Genomic DNA, 17,225 nt, shown 5'->3' on the forward strand with positions numbered 1-17,225 from the left:
TCGATATTGCCGTCACGGTACCCGTGCCCGCGGTTCAAAGGAACGTGGCAGAATCTATCGCCTCCCATAACGATCTCTTATGGCAATGGATCTCGATATCGGATCGCTGCGCGTCTTTCTCGCCTGCGTGCGCCTCGGCAGCATCAGCCGGGCGGCACACGCGTTCGGGCGCACGCAGCCGGCGCTCAGCCAGCAATTGCGGCGGCTCGAAGAACTGGTCGGCGATGCGCTGTTTCAGCGCGCGGCGAAAGGCGTGTCGCTGACCGACGCCGGGATGGCGCTGCTGCCCTACGCCGAGCGCATCGTCGCGCTTTCCGGCGAGGCGCTGGCCGGCGTGCCACGCGCGACCTTGTCGGGGCGGTGCAGCGTGGGCCTCCTGGAAGATCTCACCGGTACCGCGTTGCCCGCCGCGTTCGCGGACTTCAGCTGCCTGCATCCTTCGACGACGCTCGAACTGCTGGTGCTGGGCGGCGCCGAGACGATGGGCGCGCTGGAGTCGGGCCGCATCCAGCTTGCGCTTTGCGACGCCGCGTTTCTCGAGCGGCCGCTGCGCTGGGGCACGCACGTGCCGCTCTGGTGGGCGGCGGCGGAGGGCTTCGATGCATTCGCCGACCCATTGCCGCTCGTGCTCTTTTCGGAGCCGTGCCGCTGGCGCAACGTCATCTTTTCCGCGCTGGCGCAGGCGGGGCGCCCGTGGAAAGTGGCCTTCGAAAGCGGCAGTCTCTCCGCGGTTCAGGCGGCGGTGCGCGCGGGCGTCGGCGTGGCCACGCTGTTGCCCACGGCGACGGGACCGGGCATTGCCCGCGTGCCCGACCCGGTGGGATTGCCCGCGCTGCCCGACATCGAGATCGGACTCGCGCGACGGGCCGGCAACGAAGAGGACGGCCTCGTGAACGCGGTGGAGGCGTTGCTGAAGCAGTTGGTGGCGTGAAGGGAGCGGCGGGGCGCTGCCGGATAAGAAAAACGCGGCCGGAGCCGCGTAAGCGCATCATGCGGTCGGATAGACCGAATCAGCGTGGAGATCGGGGAGGTCGCTTGCGAAAAGGCGACGCATCGAGCCGCCGAATATAACGAAATTCGTTACCAATGTTGATTCCCGAAATGGCAATTCAGTATTGAATTCGGCGCAGAAATGAAGATCAGCGCAGCGAGCAGTCAATCGTGATGCCCATTTAACCGCCATTTGGCGGCGGATAACGCACAAAGCCGCAGGCGCCGTGGATCGGTTCAGCGCAGGCATCACCATTATTTCTTCTCCGTCGAATAACCATTGCGGGAAATAAATGGAATTCCATTCGGCACGCGTCACCGTTTTGATACAGCGCGTTTAGCGGACGAATCGATTCGAATTAAGGCGGGTTAGTCTCCTCGGGCAATTGCGGCATAGGTCGTATTTCCGCGTGCATTGCCTCGTTTATAGACAGGAGAACATCAATGAAAAGACTTGCCCTCACCCTGCTTGCGCCGTCCGCACTGTTCGCTGCCGGCACGGCTCACGCGCAGACCAGCGTGACACTGTACGGCACCATCGACACCTCGATCACCTACGTGCACAACGCCCAGGGCAACCAGAACCTGTGGGCCCTCGGCAACAGCAGCAACGGCAATCTCTCCGGCACGCGCTGGGGCATCAAGGGTTCGGAAGACCTGGGCGGCGGCCTGAAGGCGATCTTCCAGCTGGAAAACGGCTTCAATCCATCCACAGGACAACTCGGCCAGGGCGGCCGGATGTTCGGCCGCCAGGCATACGTGGGGCTGGCGAGCGCGCAGTACGGGTCGGTCACGCTCGGCCGTCAGTACGATCCGCTGATCGACCTCGTGCAGGGTCTCACCGAAGACAACTACTTCGGCAGCGCCTTCGCCACGGCGGGCGACGTCGACAACTACGACAACAGCTTTCGCGTGAACAACGCCGTGAAGTACACGTCGCCGGTGTGGTACGGCCTGCAGGCCGAGGCGATGTATTCGTTCGGCGGCGTGGCGGGCAGCACGGGCGCCGGACAGTCGTATGCGGGCGCGGTCTCGTACACGAACGGGCCGCTCGGCGTGGCCGCCGGCTACTTCTACGCGGCCAACAGCCAGGCGACGGCGGTGCCCCGCACCACGTGGGACAGCACGTCGGACGGCACTTTCGACGGCCCCGTCAACCTCGGCTACCAGACCGCGCATTCGCTCTCCATCGCGCGCGTGGCCGGGCAGTACACGCTCGGCCAGTTCACGTTCGGGCTCGGTTACAGCAACGCGCAATACCGGCCCGACAGCAGCTCGACCTTCGTTTCCAGCGAGAAGTACAACACCGGCCAGGGCTGGGTGAACTATCAGGTCGGGGTGCCGTTGCTGGTGGGCGTCGGATACAGCTACACGAAGGCGAACGGCGATACGTCGGCGACTTACCACCAGATTTCGCTGGGCGCCGACTACAACCTCTCGAAGCGCACCGACGTTTATCTGACCGCCGCCTATCAGCATGCGAGCGGCCAGACGGGCAACGGCACGGGCGGTTCGATGGCGGCCCAGGCGTCGATCGGCTCGTACGGCTACGCCGGCACGAGCACGCAGGAGATGGTCAATCTGGGGCTGCGCCACAAGTTCTGACCGAAGTTCTGACCGACGGCGGCACGCGCGACATCACGCGTGCCGCGATGCCGGCGCGCTGCACGGCCACGTTGCTTCGAAGCGCGCGAGTTCGCGCAACCCCGGCCCAACGCGGCACGTGACGGCGGCTCCGTATCGTCGTTACCGGACGGCGCATCCACGGTGCCTGCGTCACGTGGCGAACACGCGAAACACGCTGTTGAAGAGCCGCGAGACGCGCGCGAGCACGGTGCGTGGCGCGTGCCACGCACTCGTCAGCGAAACGCGCGCGGCCTCGTGGCCGTCCGTGCTGAGCCAGATGCGCTCGCCGCGTTGCAGGCGCATCGTCTCGCCTGCGTTCATCCAGTAGTCGTATGGCGAGCAAATGCGCGTGAGCCAGATGCGTTCGCTGTGCACGCGCAACTCGGCGTCGGCGGTGACGCGCCAGGTGACGGTGGCGGCCGGGTTCACCGCGAAATGGAGCACGAGCTTCGGCAACGCTTCGTCGTCGCGCGGGTTTTGCTGCACGGGCCGGTGGCTTAACAACTGAGATGCGGACTGCAAGCTGGACTGCTGTGACGCCTCTTCCATCTTCTTTCTCCGTCAGTAGAAGCCGACAGAGGAAAGGCGCCGTCACCACAAACTAAAAAGGCCCCAAACCTTGCCGGCGGGGCCTTGTGATACGCAAGTGATGCTACCTGCTATCGCGCACGCGTCCCCCATGACTCGAACCAACGGGCGTAACCCCAATGGTTGTTCATTGGCTTATTAATCGCGATGGTGGCGAGGGCTGGCGTATGCATGCGAACGAGTGTGTCTCGACTGGCGTGCAATTGTCAATCTTTGTCTCGGGCCGAGACGAAAAAAATTCGCGAGCCCGGTCGTCGCGTCGGGCGCATGACCCTCATGTTGCCCCTCATATCGCCCTTCATGCCGCAGGGAAATGCAGATGGAACCGCGTGCCCGCCTCGTCGCTTTGCACGCTCACGCTGCCGCCGTGCAGGTCCATGATGGTGCGCACGATCGCGAGGCCGAGTCCCGTGGAGCCGCCCGCCGTGCTGGTGCGCGATTCGTCGGCGCGATAAAAGCGGTCGAAGATCCGTTCGAGATGTTCGGGGGCGATGACGGGCCCAGGATTGGCCACGGTGACCGTCATGCCTTGAGCGTGCGGCGCGGCGCTCAGCGTGACGGTCTCGCCGCGCGGCGTGTAGCGCAATGCGTTGGCGAGCAGGTTGCTCACGGCGCGGCGGAACAGGTCCACGTCCGCGCGCAGCGTGCCTTGCGCGTCCACGCGAATGGCGATGCCGTTGTCGTCGGCGATGCCTTCGAAGTAGTCCGCAATGCGTGCGAGTTCCTCCTGTGCCGCAAACGTGCTGGCGCTGCGCGCGAACTGCGGATGTTCGGCACGCGCGAGGAACAGAACGTTTTCCACCATGCGCGAGAGCCGCTCGCATTCCTCGATGTTCGACACCAGCAGTGCCTGGTATTCCTCGACAGAACGCGGGCGGGCCAGTGCCACCTCGCTCGCGCCGCGCATGTTGCCAAGCGGCGTGCGCAGGTCGTGCGCGAGGTCCGCCGTGAACTGCGAAAGCCGCTGATAGCCGAGTTCGAGCCGCGCCAGCATCGCGTTGAGCGCGTCGGCCAGCGCGCGCAGTTCGGCGGGCGCCCGTGTTGCGTCGATGCGCGTATCGAGCGCGCCCACCGTGACGCGTGCCGCGCTGCCCGCCATGTCGCGCAGCGGCTTGAGCGTCTCGCGCACGGCCGCGTAGCCCAGCGCGGCCGCGGCTGCGAGCGCGCACAGCGTGACGCCCGCGATGATGAGGCGGTAGCGCGCGAGCAGCGCTTCGCGGTCGCTCATTTCGCGGCCCACCACGGCTTCGATCACGCTGCCGTCGCGCAACTGCATGTTGGTGGCGACGCCGCGCAGGCGCAGTCCGTCCGCGCCGCCCCATGCCGTCACGTCGTGTTCGAGAATGCGGTGCGTGAACGACACCTGCTTGAGTGTGCCGATCGCGAAGCGCGAGGGGTTGCGTTCGAGCAGCACGTTGCCGGCTTTGTCCGTGATGCGCATGAAGAACGCCTGGTTGCCGAGCACGAGGCTGTCGAGCCGCGACTCGTGCTCGCGAATGTCGTCGATGCCCTGCAGTTCTTCGGCGAGGCGGCGCAGGTGGCGCGCGGTCAACACGAGGTCGAGGTCGTCCTGGGTGCGGATCTGGTCGGCGAGCGCGTCGTAGAGCACCGCGCCACCGGCCGCGAACACGAGCACCGTGATGGCGGCGAACCAGAGCGCGAGCCGCGCGGTGAGCGACAGCGGCCGGCGCATCAGCCTTCTCTCGCTTCGAGCACGTAGCCGACGCCGCGCACGGTATGAATCAGCTTCACGGCGAAGTCGTCGTCGACCTTCGCGCGCAGCCGGCGTATGGCCACGTCCACCACGTTCGTGTCGCTGTCGAAGTTCATGTCCCAGACGTAGGACGCGATCTGCGTGCGGCTCAGCACTTCGCCGGTACGCCGCGCGAGCAGATGCAGCAGCGAGAACTCGCGCGGCGTGAGGTCGATGCGCTTGCCCGCGCGCCGCACACGCCGCTGGCTCGCGTTGATTTCGAGGTCCGCGACGGTGAGCGCGTCGCCTTCACGCGCCTGGCCGCGGCGCGCGAGCGTGCGCACACGCGCGAGGAGTTCGACGAACGCGAACGGCTTGATGAGGTAATCGTCCGCGCCCAGTTCGAGGCCGCGCACGCGGTCTTCCACTTCGTCGCGCGCGGTGAGAAACAGCACGGGCGTGTCCTTGCGGCCGCGCAACTGCTGCAGCACCTGCCAGCCGTCCATGCCGGGCAGCATGACGTCGAGCACGATCACGTCGTGCGCTTCCTCGAGCGCGAGGTGCAGTCCGTCCACGCCGTTGCGGGCCACGTCCACCACAAAGCCGGATTCTTCGAGGCCCTTCTTCAGATAGTCGCCGGCCTTTGGCTCGTCTTCGATCACGAGAACCTTCATTGCGGCACCCTCGTTGTTGAGCGGAAAAATAAGCGGGAAATGAGCGTGAAAAACTGTCGACGATGATACCCGGCGCGCGGCGCGGCGATCATTACATCTTTGTCATTCTCGCGCCATGGAGGCGCAAACGCGGCCCCCGCAGACTGTGCGCATTCCTTCTGCTGCCGGGTCTTCGCCATGTGGATCGTCAAAGTCGCGCTGCGGCGCCCCTACACGTTCATCGTTCTTGCGCTGTTGCTCGCGATTCTCGGGCCATTGATGATTCTGCGCACGCCCGCCGACATCTTTCCGAACATCGATATCCCCGTCATCAGCGTGGTGTGGAGCTACAACGGTCTTTCCTCGGAAGACATGTCGCGCCGCATCGTGGCGCCGTACGAACGCGCGTTGACGTCCGACGTGGAAGACATCGAGCACATCGAATCGCAGTCGTTGAACGGCGTCGCGGTCGTGAAGATCTTCTTCCATCCCGGCGCGGACATCACGCGTGCCATGAGCGAGGCCTCCACGGGCGCGCAGTCGCTGCTGCGCATCCTGCCGCCCGGCACGCTGCCGCCGCTCGTGCTCACGTACAACGCCTCGACAGTGCCTATCATGGAACTCGCGCTGTCGAGCAAGACGCTGCCCGAACAGCAGCTCTACGACCTCGGCAACAACTTCATCCGCACGCAGCTGGCCACGGTGCAGGGCGCCGCGGTACCCATTCCGTACGGCGGCAAGGTGCGCCAGATCATGGTCGACATCGACCCGCAGGCGCTCGCCGCAAAGCACCTCACACCGACGGACGTGGTGAACGCCGTCAACGCGCAAAACCTCGTGTTGCCCGGCGGCACCGCGAAGATCGGCACGTTCGAATACAACGTGAACATGAACGGCGCGGCGCGCTCGGTGGCCGAGCTCAACGCGATTCCGCTGCGTGCGAACCCGGACGGCACGGTGATCTATCTGCGCGACGTGGCAACGGTGCGCGACGGCTACGCGCCGCAGACCAACATCGTGCGCCACGACGGCCAGCGCGCGGCGCTGCTCGAAGTGGAGAAGAGCGGCAGCGTATCGACGCTCGACATCATCTCGAACATCAAGCAGCTCCTGCCGCGCATCCGCTCGCAAATGCCGGCGGCGCTCGACATTCGCACCGTGACGGATCAGTCGACCTTCGTGAAGTCCGCCGTGTCGGGGGTGGTGCGCGAAGGTCTTATCGCGGCCGGGCTCACCGCCGCGATGATCCTGCTCTTTCTCGGCAGCTGGCGCGCCACGCTCATCATCGCGATTTCGATTCCGCTTGCTATCGTCTCGTCGCTGATCGCGCTCTCGCTGCTCGGGCAGACCATCAACATCATGACGCTCGGCGGACTCGCGCTCGCGGTGGGCATTCTGGTGGACGACGCGACGGTGGCCATCGAGAACATCACGCATCATCTCGAGCAGGGCGAGCCGCTGCTGCAGGCCATTCTCTACGGCTCGGGCGAAATCGCCGTGCCCACGCTCGTCTCCACGCTGTCCATCTGCATCGTGTTCGTGCCCATGCTGCTGCTCTCGGGCGTGGCGCGCTATCTGTTCACGCCGCTGGCCGAAGCAGTGGTGTTCGCGATGCTCGCGTCGTACTTCCTCTCGCGCACGCTGGTGCCCACGCTCGCGATGTATCTGCTGCGGCACGCGAAATCGACAGGCGAGACGAGTCTGCCTGACGCGGGCGGCGCGCCGCGATTCGAGGCGCTGCGGCGTTTTCAGCAGCGCTTCGAGGCTGCGTTCGAACGTCTGCGCCAGCGCTATCGCCGCGCGCTGGAACGGGCGCTCGTGTCGCCGCGCCGCTTCGTGGCAGGCTTCATCGTGATCGCGTTCGGCTCGCTCGCGCTGGCGCCGTTCCTTGGCCGCGACTTCTTCCCGCAAATCGATTCGGGACAAATCCGCCTGCACATGCGGGCGAAGACGGGCACGCGCATCGAGCAAACGGCGCGGCTGACCGACGAAGTGGAAGGCACCATCCGCACCGTGATTCCGCCCGCGGAGCTTTCCACGATCGTCGACAACATCGGGCTGCCCGCGAGCGGCATCAACCTTTCCTATACGAGTTCGGGGCCCATCGGCAGCGCGGATGCCGACATTCTCATCACGCTGAACGCGAAGCACCATCCCACGGCGCAGTACGTGGCCGCGCTGCGGCAGAAGCTGGGTACGGCGTTTCCGGGCATCACGTTCTCGTTCCTGCCCGCGGACATGGTGAGCCAGATCCTCAACTTCGGACTGCCCGCGCCCATCGACATCCAGGTGATCGGCACGAACCTCGACCAGAACCGCGCGTTTGCCGACGCGCTGTTGCCGAAGCTGCGCGGCGTGGACGGACTCGTCGATCTGCGCATCCAGCAGCCTGCCGACCAGCCCGCCATCGACGTCGACGTGGATCGCACGAGGGCGTTGCAGGCCGGCCTGCAACAGCAGGACGTGGCGCGCAGCCTGCTGATCGCGCTCTCGGGCAGCGCGCAGACGTCGCCGAACTTCTGGCTCAATCCGGCCAACGGCGTGAGCTATCCCGTCATCACGCAGACGCCGCAGTACGACATTCACTCGTTGCAGACGCTCGCCAACATTCCGCTCGCGGCCACCTTCACGCCGGGCACGGGCGGCTCGGGCAGCAACGCGGGCGCGGTCACGGGCATTCTCGGCACGCTCGGCACGTTCTCGCGCGACTCGCAGCAGGCGGTGGTGTCGCACTACAACGTGCAGCCTGTCATCGACCTCTACGCCTCCGTGCAAGGCCGCGACCTGGGCGGCGTGGCGGCGGACGTCACGCGCATCGTCGATGCCGCGAAAGCGCAGTTGCCGCGCGGCGCACGTGTGGTAATACGCGGCCAGGTGCAGACCATGCACGACTCGTTCGCGGGGCTGGCCGCCGGCATCACGTTCGCCGTGCTGCTCGTGTACCTGCTGATGGTCGTGAACTTCCAGTCGTGGCTCGATCCGCTCGTGATCGTCTGCGCGTTGCCCGGCGCGATGGCCGGCATTCTATGGATGCTGTTCGTCACGCACACCACGCTCAGCGTGCCCGCACTCACGGGCGCCATGATGTGCATCGGCGTGGTGACGGCCAACAGCATTCTCGTCGTGAGCTTTGCACGCGAGCGCATTGCCGAAGGCATGGCGCCGCTCAAGGCCGCACTCGAGGCCGGCGTGAGCCGCTTCCGCCCCGTGTTGATGACGGCGCTCGCCATGGTGATCGGCATGGTGCCGATGGCGCTCGGCCTCGGCGACGGCGGCGAACAGAACGCGCCGCTGGGCCGCGCCGTGATCGGCGGCCTCCTGGCCGGCACGCCCACGACGCTGCTCCTTCTTCCCGTGGTGTTTGCTCTCGTGCACGGCTGGCTTGCTTCGCGCCGACGCCATGCCGTGGAGCAGCCCATCGATACCAGCATCCTGAATTGAGCGGAGTTGACCATGTCTTCCAGCAATTTCGACGTGACCGCGCGTGACGCGGCAGCGCCCGGCGAGGCGTCGGCCACTGCAAACAGCGGGCAAACGGGTGAGGCGCAACGCGGCGGTAATGCGGACGTGCCCGCGAGCCAACCGTCCTCGACTAACCACCACCGCGGTCGGCGGTTTGCGGTGATCGCCGCCGCCGTGGCGGCTGCGCTCGCGGCGGGCATCGTGCCGCGTCTGTCCGCTCACGCGGCGCTCAAGAAGCAGACGGCGACGCTCGAAGTCCCCGCCGTCCAGGTGACGAAGCCGACCGTGGCGCCGGCGGATCAGCCGCTCTTGCTGCCGGCCGACATCGAGGCCAACCAGCAGACGCCCATCTTCGCGCGCACCAACGGCTATCTGAAGGCGTGGTATGCCGACATCGGCGCGCACGTGAAGGCGGGCCAACTGCTCGCCGTCATCGATGCCCCCGAGGTCGACGCGGCCCTTCGCGCGGCACGCGCCGACGAACAGCAGGCACTGGCAAACGACCAGCTCGCGCAGGTGACGGCCTCGCGCTGGCAACAGCTCGTGGATACGCACGCGGTCTCGCAGCAGGAGACCGACATCAAGGTGAGCGACGCGCAGGCGAAGCACGCCGCGTTGCTCGCGGCGCAATCGAACGTGGCGCGGCTTGCGCAGATGCAGTCGTACGAGAAGGTCTATGCGCCGTTCGACGGCGTGGTGACGGCGCGCAACGTCGACGTGGGCGCGTTGATCGATGCGGGCAGCACGGGCGGTCCGGCGAGAGAGATGTTCGACCTCGCGCAGACGCACACGCTGCGCGTCTACGCGGACGTGCCGCAGAACGACGCGCAAGCCGTGAGCGACGGCACGCCGGCGTGCCTCGTTCTCACGCAGCAGCCCGGCGAATGCCACGCCGGCACCGTGGTGCGCAACAGCGGGGCGATCAATCCGTCTACGCGCACGCTGCGCGTGGAAGTGGATGTACCCAACGACGACGGCGCGGTGCTGCCCGGCTCGTACGGCCAACTGAGGCTGACGCTGCACAGCGCGCAGCCGGGGCTTTCGGTGCCGGTCAACGCGCTGCTGTATCGGCCGCAGGGCGTGCAACTCGCAACCGTCGACGCCCGGCATCGCGTCGTGCTGAAAACGATCACGCCGGGGCGCGACTTCGGTACGCGCATCGAGGTAGCAGCGGGCGTGGGGGCGAACGATCAGGTGATCCTGAATCCGTCGGACTCGATTACCGGCGGCGAACCGGTGCGCGTGGTGCAAGCGGGTGGAGCGCAATCATGAGCAACGACGCTTTTTGCGGTGTCGCTCACCGTATGGGGCGGCGACGTGCCTGCGATGGTAGAGCAGGCGAGGGCGCGCGCTCAGGCGCCGGCCAGCGCCGCAGCCATGAAGGGACGATGCGGCGGGCCCGTGTCGCATTTTCGGGCGTGCTCGCGGCACTGCTGCTGGGCGGCTGCATGATCGGCCCCGACTACGTGCGGCCGCAGGTCGATGTGCCCGCGGCTTACAAGGAAGGCACGCCGTCCGCACCGCTTGCCGCTGCCGCAACGAGCGGCGCAGCGGCGTCGTCCACGTGGACGCGCGCCACGCCCGCCGATGCAGCCGCCCGCGGCCCGTGGTGGACGCGCTTCGGCGACGCGCAACTCTGCGCGCTGGAGTCGCGTGTCGACGTATCGAACCAGACCGTGCAGAAAGCCGCTGCGCAGTGGCGCGAGGCACGCGCGATGGTGGCCTCCGCGCACGCGGACTGGTTCCCGACCATCGGCGCTTCAACGGCTGCGTCGAACCTGCACGACTCGGCGAACGTCATCGGCCATCAGCAGACGGCGGGCAAGACGTTCCAGGACTACTCGGTCGTGGCCGACGCCACATGGGAGCCGGACCTCTGGGGCCGCGTGGCGCATGAGAACGACGCGGCCCGCGCGAACGAACAGGCCAGTGCCGCAGACCTGCAAAGCGTGCGGCTCGCCATGCAATCCGAGCTGGCTGTCGACTATTTCAACCTGCGTACGCTCGACGCCACGCAACGCCTGCTGGACCAGACGCTCTCGGACTACCGCCAGGCGCTCGATCTGACCACGAGCCGGTATCGCATCGGCATCTCGTCGCAGGCGGACGTGGAGCAGGCGCGCACGCAACTGCAAGCCACCGAGGCGCAGGACCTCGACCTCGGCGTGGCGCGCGCGCAATACGAGCACGCCATTGCCACACTGATCGGCCAGCCCGCTTCGACGTTCACGCTGCCGCCCGCGGCAGCCGACTTCACGCCGCCTGCGATTCCGCCCGGCGTGCCGTCGCAGCTGCTCGAACGCCGGCCCGACATCGCCGCCGCCGAGCGACGCGTGGCGGCGGCGAACGACCAGATCGGCATCGCGGAGTCGGCCTTCTTCCCGAACCTCGTGCTCTCCGCTGCGGGCGGGCTGGAGAGTTCGGCGCTTTCGAACTGGCTGATGGCGCCTTCGCGCGTGTGGTCGCTCGGACCGGCGCTGGCGGGCACGCTGTTCGACGGCGGCCGTCGCAGAGCCGAGACCGACCGCGCGAAGGCGCAGTACGACGCCAGCGTGGCCGACTACCGGCAGACGGTGCTCGCGGCGTTCCAGCAAGTGGAGGACAACCTCGCGGCGCTGCGCATCCTGCAGCAGGAGACGACGCAGCAGGATGCGGCAGTGCAATCGGCCGAAAAGACGCTGCAACTGGAACTGGAGCAGTACCGCATCGGCACGGTGAATTATCTGGATGTGGTGACGGCGCAAAACACGGCGCTCACGAACGAGCGTCTGGCCGTCGACCTGCGGCGGCGCGAGATGGACGCGAGCGTGGATCTCGTGAAGGCGCTCGGCGGCATCTGGTGAAGGCGACGGCGGGAGCCCCAGGCGCAGCGTATACATGGCGGCGGCATACGGCCTCGCATTCGTCGGCCAACTTGTTGTAATCTACCGACAGTGCTTCTGATATACTACATACGTAATATTGATTTTTGCGGCGACGCACCATATGATTGAGTCATCCGGTCTCTCAATCTTATGGAGCTTCAAATGGAATTTGTGTCTCTCGGGCTTTTTGCCCTCGCCGTGGTGGGTCTGGGCGCCGCCGCCACTGTGCTGCTGACCCGTGCGGTGCCGACATCCGTGGCGCGCCAGGCCGCTCTGCACGGCCGGTTCGCCGATCTGGGCGACGTGCCGGCTGCCGTACCCGCCGCGTATCGTCCTGCTGTCCGTAAAGAGGCGATGAATGTCGTCGGAACTTCAAACTGAGGCGGGGGTAACGCCGGTGGCTACCCCTCTCACGCTCGCGTTGCAACCCATCAACGCGAGCGCCAGTCTGCGCGATCAGGCCTACGTGATGCTGCGTCAGGCCATTGCCGACGCGGACATCTACCAGTCGCACGACGAAATAAGGCTGGACGAGCGCGAACTGAGCGAGAAGCTCGGCGTGAGCCGCACGCCGGTGCGCGAAGCGATGACGCTGCTCGAGCAGGAAGGTTTTCTGCGCATGGTGCCGCGCCGCGGCATCTATATCGTGCGCAAGAGCAAGCGCGAGATCGTCGAGATGATCCAGATGTGGGCCGCGCTCGAAAGCATGGCCGCGCGCCTCGCCACGCTGCATGCGAGCGACGACGAAATCGCGAAGCTGCGCCACATGTTCGACGACTTTCGCGACACCACGCCGGCCGAGCACATCGAAGAGTACTCGGACGCGAACATCGCCTTTCACCAGGCCATCGTGGAACTCTCGAAGTCGCAGATCATTCTGGACACCATCAAGAACATCTTCATCCATGTGCGCGCGATTCGCCGTATGACCATTTCGCAGAGCGATCGCGCGTCGCGTTCCATCGTCGATCATCTGCGCATCATCGAGGCGCTGGAAAAGCGCGACACGGAACTTGCGGAAAAGCTGGTGCGCCAGCATTCGCTCGATCTGGCCGCTTACGTCGAAGCGAACTGCGACTTCCTCGTCTGAACGCGCGCGGCGAGCTGCCCATGAGCAGCCCGCCGCTTCTGGTTCATCTTCCACTCACGCGGAATCACATCGCCCGCAGCGCTTCGACCATCGTTGCGCCGAGCGCCGCCGGCGATTGCGCCACGTGCACGCCCGCCGAGCGCATGGCCTCGATCTTCGCGCCGGCCGTACCCGTGCCGCCCGAAATGATCGCGCCCGCGTGGCCCATGCGTCGACCGGGCGGCGCGCTCACGCCCGCGATGAAGCCCACCACAGGCTTCTTCATGCGCGTGTCTTTGAGGAAGCATGCGGCGTCTTCCTCGGCACTCCCACCAATCTCTCCGATCATGATGATGCCTTCGGTGTCGTCGTCGGCAAGGAACATTTCGAGGCAGTCGATGAAGTGCGTGCCGTTCACGGGATCGCCGCCAATGCCGATGCACGTGCTTTGCCCCAGCCCCGCCGCGGTGGTTTGCGCCACCGCTTCGTAGGTGAGCGTGCCCGAGCGCGAGACCACGCCGATCTTGCCCGGCCGATGAATATGGCCCGGCATGATGCCGATCTTGCATTGCCCCGGCGTGATGACGCCAGGGCAATTCGGACCCACGAGCCGCGTGCGTGAGCCGGCGAGCGCGCGCTTTACGCGCACCATGTCGAGCACGGGAATGCCTTCGGTAATGCACACGACGAGCGGCACGCCGGCGTCCACGGCTTCGAGGATCGCGTCCGCTGCCACGGGAGGCGGTACGTAGATCACCGAAGCATTGGCGCCCGTGCGTTCTACCGCGTTGGCTACGGTATCGAACACGGGTAGGCCCAGATGCGTCGTGCCGCCCTTGCCGGGCGTGACGCCGCCCACCATCTGCGTGCCGTAGGCCAGCGCCTGTTCCGAATGGAACGTGCCCTGCGAGCCGGTGAAGCCCTGGCAAATCACCTTCGTACTACTATCGATAAGAACGGCCATATCAGTGCACCCCTTGAACGGCCTTGACCACCATGGCGGCGGCGTCGGCGAGATGATCGGCGGAAAGAATGGGCAAGCCCGACTCGCGCAGAATCTGCTTGCCCAGATCGACGTTGGTGCCTTCCAGCCGCACGACGAGCGGCACGTCCAGTTCCACTTCGCGCGCGGCAGCGACCACGCCTTCGGCAATCACATCGCAGCGCATGATGCCGCCGAAGATGTTGACGAGAATGCCCTTCACCTTCGGGTCGCGCAGAATCAGCCGGAACGCCGCGGCCACGCGCTCCTTCGTCGCGCCGCCGCCCACGTCGAGAAAGTTGGCAGGCTCGCCGCCGTATAGCTTGATGATGTCGAGCGTGGCCATGGCGAGGCCCGCGCCGTTCACCATGCAGCCGATGTTGCCGTCGAGCGTCACGTAGTTGAGCGCGTGCTGCGCGGCTTCGAGTTCGGTCGGGTCTTCCTCGGCTTCGTCGCGCATCGCTTCGATCTGCGGATGACGGAAGAGGGCGTTGTCGTCGAAGTTGATCTTCGCATCCAGCGCGAGCAGATCACCGTCTTCGGTTACGACGAGCGGATTGATTTCCACGATGGAGGCATCCAGTTCCACGAATGCGCGCCACGCGGCCAACATGAATTGCGTCGCGGCATTGATCTGCTTGCCCGAGAGCCCGAGCGCAAAGGCGAGCCGGCGCGCGTGGTGCGCCTGCATGCCCGTAGCCGGATCGATGGCGAGCTTCACGATCTTCTCTGGCGTGCGTGCGGCTACGTCTTCGATTTCCATGCCGCCTTCGGTCGACGCCATCACGGTGACGCGCGATGTGCTGCGGTCGATCAGCATTCCCAGGTAAAGCTCACGCGCAATCGCACAACCTTGCTCGACATAGACGCGTTTCACTTCGCGCCCGGCCGGACCTGTCTGTTTCGTCACCAGCACGGAAGACAGCATCTGCTCCGCGTGGCTCGCCACTTCGTCTGCCGAGCGCACGACGCGCACGCCGCCCTTGCCGTCGGGGTCGTTGGCGAAACGGCCTGCGCCGCGCCCGCCCGCATGAATCTGCGCTTTCACGACCCATGCCGGCCCGCTGAGCGCCCGCGCCGCCTCGCCGGCTTCGTGGGCCGTGAAGGCCACGCGTCCCTCGGGTACCGCCACGCCGTACTGCCGCAGCAGCGCCTTCGCCTGATATTCGTGAATGTTCACTGTCTCCTCGCTCGCGTTCGTCCGTTCCAAAGGGCACCGCAGCCGGTGCGGGAAAGATCGTGCTTGACGATCTTGAAAATATGGTATGTGATATATCACATGTCATCAAGACGTAACGACCTCCAGGGTTTTCCCGAAAGTGCAGGGCGTGTGGACCGGAAAATTCGAGCTGATGGCCCGAACTCGAAAGAGATTCGGCTCGAACAGGCGGCGAACGGCACGGGAAAATTCGTCTTGATTGAATGTGATATATCACATACGGTGTATTGAAAAGCGGTCGCAGGCTATCCGCGTGCCGGGTGTCTTCGATGTGAGCAGCAGTCGCCGTTGAACAAACCGATCGACCAGGAGACGACCATGTCCGCAGTGGTTTCACCCGTCAGCCCTAGCGGCACCACGACCGCAGAAGACACCCTCAAGCAGAAGAGCCGTGACGCGAACGTCGTCTCGGGCGGCCATCTGGTCGCGCGAGCCCTGAAGAACGAAGGGGTGGACACCATCTTCACGCTGTGCGGCGGCCACATCATCGACATCTACGACGGCTGTGTGGACGAAGGCATCCGCATCATCGACGTGCGCCACGAGCAGGTGGCCGCGCACGCGGCGGACGGCTATGCGCGCCAGACCGGCAAGCTGGGCTGCGTGGTAACGACGGCGGGCCCGGGTTGCACGAACGCGGTGACGGGCATTGCCACGGCGTTCCGCTCGGAAAGCCCGGTGCTGCACATCGGCGGCCAGGGCGCGCTGGGTCAGCACAAGATGGGTTCGCTGCAAGACCTGCCGCACGTGGACATGATGTCGCCCATCACGAAGTTCGCAGCCACGGTGCCGAGCACCGAACGCGTGGCCGACATGATCTCCATGGCTGCGCGCGAGTGCTTCAACGGCGCGCCGGGGCCCGCTTATCTCGAAATTCCGCGCGACGTTCTGGACCGCGAAGTCGACCTCACTCGCGCTGTGATTCCGCAGCCTGGCCACTATCGTGCGTCGACGAAATCCATCGGCGATCCGCGCGATATCGAGAAACTGGCCGACATCCTCGTCAACTCGGAACGGCCGGCCATTCTCTACGGCCAGCAGGTATGGACGGCACGCGGCCACGAAGAAGCCATCGCACTGCTGCGCGGCCTCGACATTCCCGGCTACTTCAACGGCGCAAGCCGCGGCCTGCTGCCGCCGGGCGACCCGCATCACTTCGACCGCACGCGCTCGCAGGCCTTCGCCAACGCGGACGTGCTGATCGTGGTGGGCACGCCGTTCGACTTTCGCATGGGCTATGGCCGCCGCATCAGCAAGGAACTCACGCTGGTGCAGATCGACATGGATTACCGCACGGTAGGCAAGAACCGCGATATCGACCTCGGGCTCGTGGGCGACCCCGGCGCGATTCTCAATGCCGTCTTGCAGGCCGCGAGCGGCCGCATCAAGAACGACCGGCGCGAAGCGCGGCGCAAGTGGATGGCACAGCTTCAGGATGCCGAAATAACGGCGACGGAAAAACTGATGCCGCTTTTCCGGTCGAACAACACGCCGATTCATCCGTACCGCGTCGCCTATGAACTCAACGCGTTTCTTGGCGAAGACACCATCTACATCGGCGACGGCGGCGACGTGGTAACCATCTCCGCGCAAGCCGTTCGTCCGCGCCGGCCGGGCCAATGGATGGACCCGGGCGCACTCGGGTCGTTGGGCGTGGGCACCGGCTTCGCGATTGCCGCCAAGCTCGCGCATCCCAACAAAGAAGTGCTCTGCTACTACGGCGACGGGTCGTTCGGCATGACCGCCTTCGACATGGAGACTGCCAACCGCTTCGGCGTGCCGTATCTCGCCGTGATCGGCAACAACTCGGCGATGAACCAGATTCGTTACGGACAACTGGCGAAATACGGCGAAGAACGCGGCAACGTCGGCAACCTGCTTTCGGACGTGCCTTTCAGCAAGTTTGCCGAAATGCTGGGCGGCTACGGCGAGGAAGTGCGCGACCCTGCGCAGATCGCGGGCGCCCTGCAGCGTGCGCGTGAAGCGATTCATCGCACCGGTCGCTCGGCCGTGGTGAACATCTGGGTCGACCCGCGCGAGTACGCGCCGGGAACGAAGAACCAGACCATGTACAAGTGA

Annotated in this window: 14 protein-coding genes; 8 read left to right on the plus strand and 6 right to left on the minus strand. The window is 65.7% G+C overall.

Annotated features, from left to right (window positions below; all coding sequences use genetic code 11):
* Positions 1–85: 85 nt before the first annotated feature.
* Positions 86–931, plus strand: a complete 846-nt coding sequence (locus U0042_RS06290; RefSeq protein ID WP_114811740.1) for a LysR family transcriptional regulator — start codon at positions 86–88, stop codon at positions 929–931.
* A 57-nt stretch (positions 932–988) separates the two neighbouring features.
* Here U0042_RS06290 and U0042_RS06295 read toward each other — a convergent pair whose 3' ends face one another.
* The gene (locus tag U0042_RS06295) at positions 989–1,309 is read right to left on the minus strand and encodes a hypothetical protein (protein WP_157977848.1); all 321 of its coding nucleotides are present in this window, start codon (positions 1,307–1,309) and stop codon (positions 989–991) included.
* A 125-nt stretch (positions 1,310–1,434) separates the two neighbouring features.
* Between U0042_RS06295 and U0042_RS06300 the strand changes: the two genes are divergently transcribed.
* Positions 1,435–2,595: a porin gene (locus U0042_RS06300; RefSeq protein ID WP_114811742.1), complete on the plus strand. Its 1,161-nt coding sequence runs from the start codon at positions 1,435–1,437 to the stop codon at positions 2,593–2,595.
* 171 nt (positions 2,596–2,766) lie between these two features.
* Here the strand turns inward: U0042_RS06300 and U0042_RS06305 are convergent, their stop codons facing one another.
* From U0042_RS06305 to U0042_RS06315, 3 genes are all read right to left on the minus strand, one after another.
* Positions 2,767–3,165, minus strand: coding sequence for a DUF2917 domain-containing protein (locus tag U0042_RS06305; RefSeq protein WP_114811744.1), 399 nt, complete (start codon positions 3,163–3,165; stop codon positions 2,767–2,769).
* A gap of 337 nt (positions 3,166–3,502) precedes the next feature.
* Complete coding sequence (locus U0042_RS06310) at positions 3,503–4,897, minus strand: heavy metal sensor histidine kinase (RefSeq protein WP_114811746.1); 1,395 nt, start codon at positions 4,895–4,897, stop codon at positions 3,503–3,505.
* Positions 4,897–5,571 (minus strand): heavy metal response regulator transcription factor, encoded by a 675-nt coding sequence (locus U0042_RS06315; RefSeq protein ID WP_114811748.1) that lies wholly within the window; start codon positions 5,569–5,571, stop codon positions 4,897–4,899. The genes U0042_RS06310 and U0042_RS06315 overlap by 1 nt, the downstream gene beginning before the upstream one ends.
* 177 nt (positions 5,572–5,748) lie before the next feature.
* Between U0042_RS06315 and U0042_RS06320 the strand changes: the two genes are divergently transcribed.
* The 5 genes from U0042_RS06320 to U0042_RS06340 all read left to right on the plus strand — a co-directional run bounded on the left by U0042_RS06320 (position 5,749) and on the right by U0042_RS06340 (position 12,966).
* The gene (locus U0042_RS06320; protein WP_114811750.1) at positions 5,749–8,991 is read left to right on the plus strand and encodes an efflux RND transporter permease subunit; all 3,243 of its coding nucleotides are present in this window, start codon (positions 5,749–5,751) and stop codon (positions 8,989–8,991) included.
* 12 nt (positions 8,992–9,003) lie between these two features.
* Complete coding sequence (locus tag U0042_RS06325) at positions 9,004–10,284, plus strand: efflux RND transporter periplasmic adaptor subunit (protein ID WP_114811753.1); 1,281 nt, start codon at positions 9,004–9,006, stop codon at positions 10,282–10,284.
* Positions 10,285–10,400: 116 nt separating this feature from the next.
* Entirely contained in the window at positions 10,401–11,855 is a 1,455-nt protein-coding gene (locus U0042_RS06330) for an efflux transporter outer membrane subunit (RefSeq protein ID WP_114811755.1), read from the plus strand.
* A 183-nt stretch (positions 11,856–12,038) separates the two neighbouring features.
* On the plus strand, positions 12,039–12,257 hold the full coding sequence (locus tag U0042_RS06335; protein ID WP_114811997.1) for a hypothetical protein: 219 nt from the start codon (positions 12,039–12,041) through the stop codon (positions 12,255–12,257).
* Positions 12,235–12,966, plus strand: a complete 732-nt coding sequence (locus tag U0042_RS06340; RefSeq protein WP_114811757.1) for a GntR family transcriptional regulator — start codon at positions 12,235–12,237, stop codon at positions 12,964–12,966. Before U0042_RS06335 ends, U0042_RS06340 begins: the two co-directional genes overlap by 23 nt.
* Before the next feature lie 64 nt (positions 12,967–13,030).
* Here U0042_RS06340 and sucD read toward each other — a convergent pair whose 3' ends face one another.
* The gene (gene sucD, locus U0042_RS06345; RefSeq protein ID WP_114811758.1) at positions 13,031–13,909 is read right to left on the minus strand and encodes a succinate--CoA ligase subunit alpha; all 879 of its coding nucleotides are present in this window, start codon (positions 13,907–13,909) and stop codon (positions 13,031–13,033) included.
* A gap of 1 nt (position 13,910) precedes the next feature.
* Positions 13,911–15,107 carry an ADP-forming succinate--CoA ligase subunit beta gene (sucC, locus tag U0042_RS06350; protein ID WP_114811999.1) on the minus strand — a complete coding sequence of 399 codons (1,197 nt, stop codon included), beginning with the start codon at positions 15,105–15,107 and terminating at the stop codon, positions 13,911–13,913.
* A gap of 357 nt (positions 15,108–15,464) precedes the next feature.
* Here sucC and U0042_RS06355 point away from each other — a divergent pair, with 357 nt between their 5' ends.
* On the plus strand, positions 15,465–17,225 hold the full coding sequence (locus tag U0042_RS06355) for a thiamine pyrophosphate-binding protein (protein ID WP_114811760.1): 1,761 nt from the start codon (positions 15,465–15,467) through the stop codon (positions 17,223–17,225).

Origin of the sequence: Paraburkholderia kururiensis, from assembly GCF_034424375.1 — a bacterium.
In the GTDB taxonomy this organism is placed as follows: Bacteria; Pseudomonadota; Gammaproteobacteria; order Burkholderiales; family Burkholderiaceae; genus Paraburkholderia; species Paraburkholderia kururiensis_A.

What these genes read in the sequence shown, in the direction of transcription:
- U0042_RS06290 (WP_114811740.1), top strand. Translation starts at nt 86, where the DNA reads ATGGATCTCGATATCGGATCGCTGCGCGTCTTTCTCGCCTGCGTGCGC.
- U0042_RS06300 (WP_114811742.1), top strand. Translation starts at nt 1,435, where the DNA reads ATGAAAAGACTTGCCCTCACCCTGCTTGCGCCGTCCGCACTGTTCGCT.
- U0042_RS06305 (WP_114811744.1), bottom strand. Translation starts at nt 3,165, where the DNA reads ATGGAAGAGGCGTCACAGCAGTCCAGCTTGCAGTCCGCATCTCAGTTG.
- U0042_RS06310 (WP_114811746.1), bottom strand. Translation starts at nt 4,897, where the DNA reads ATGCGCCGGCCGCTGTCGCTCACCGCGCGGCTCGCGCTCTGGTTCGCC.
- U0042_RS06315 (WP_114811748.1), bottom strand. Translation starts at nt 5,571, where the DNA reads ATGAAGGTTCTCGTGATCGAAGACGAGCCAAAGGCCGGCGACTATCTG.
- U0042_RS06320 (WP_114811750.1), top strand. Translation starts at nt 5,749, where the DNA reads ATGTGGATCGTCAAAGTCGCGCTGCGGCGCCCCTACACGTTCATCGTT.
- U0042_RS06325 (WP_114811753.1), top strand. Translation starts at nt 9,004, where the DNA reads ATGTCTTCCAGCAATTTCGACGTGACCGCGCGTGACGCGGCAGCGCCC.
- U0042_RS06330 (WP_114811755.1), top strand. Translation starts at nt 10,401, where the DNA reads ATGCGGCGGGCCCGTGTCGCATTTTCGGGCGTGCTCGCGGCACTGCTG.
- U0042_RS06335 (WP_114811997.1), top strand. Translation starts at nt 12,039, where the DNA reads ATGGAATTTGTGTCTCTCGGGCTTTTTGCCCTCGCCGTGGTGGGTCTG.
- U0042_RS06340 (WP_114811757.1), top strand. Translation starts at nt 12,235, where the DNA reads ATGTCGTCGGAACTTCAAACTGAGGCGGGGGTAACGCCGGTGGCTACC.
- sucD (WP_114811758.1), bottom strand. Translation starts at nt 13,909, where the DNA reads ATGGCCGTTCTTATCGATAGTAGTACGAAGGTGATTTGCCAGGGCTTC.
- U0042_RS06355 (WP_114811760.1), top strand. Translation starts at nt 15,465, where the DNA reads ATGTCCGCAGTGGTTTCACCCGTCAGCCCTAGCGGCACCACGACCGCA.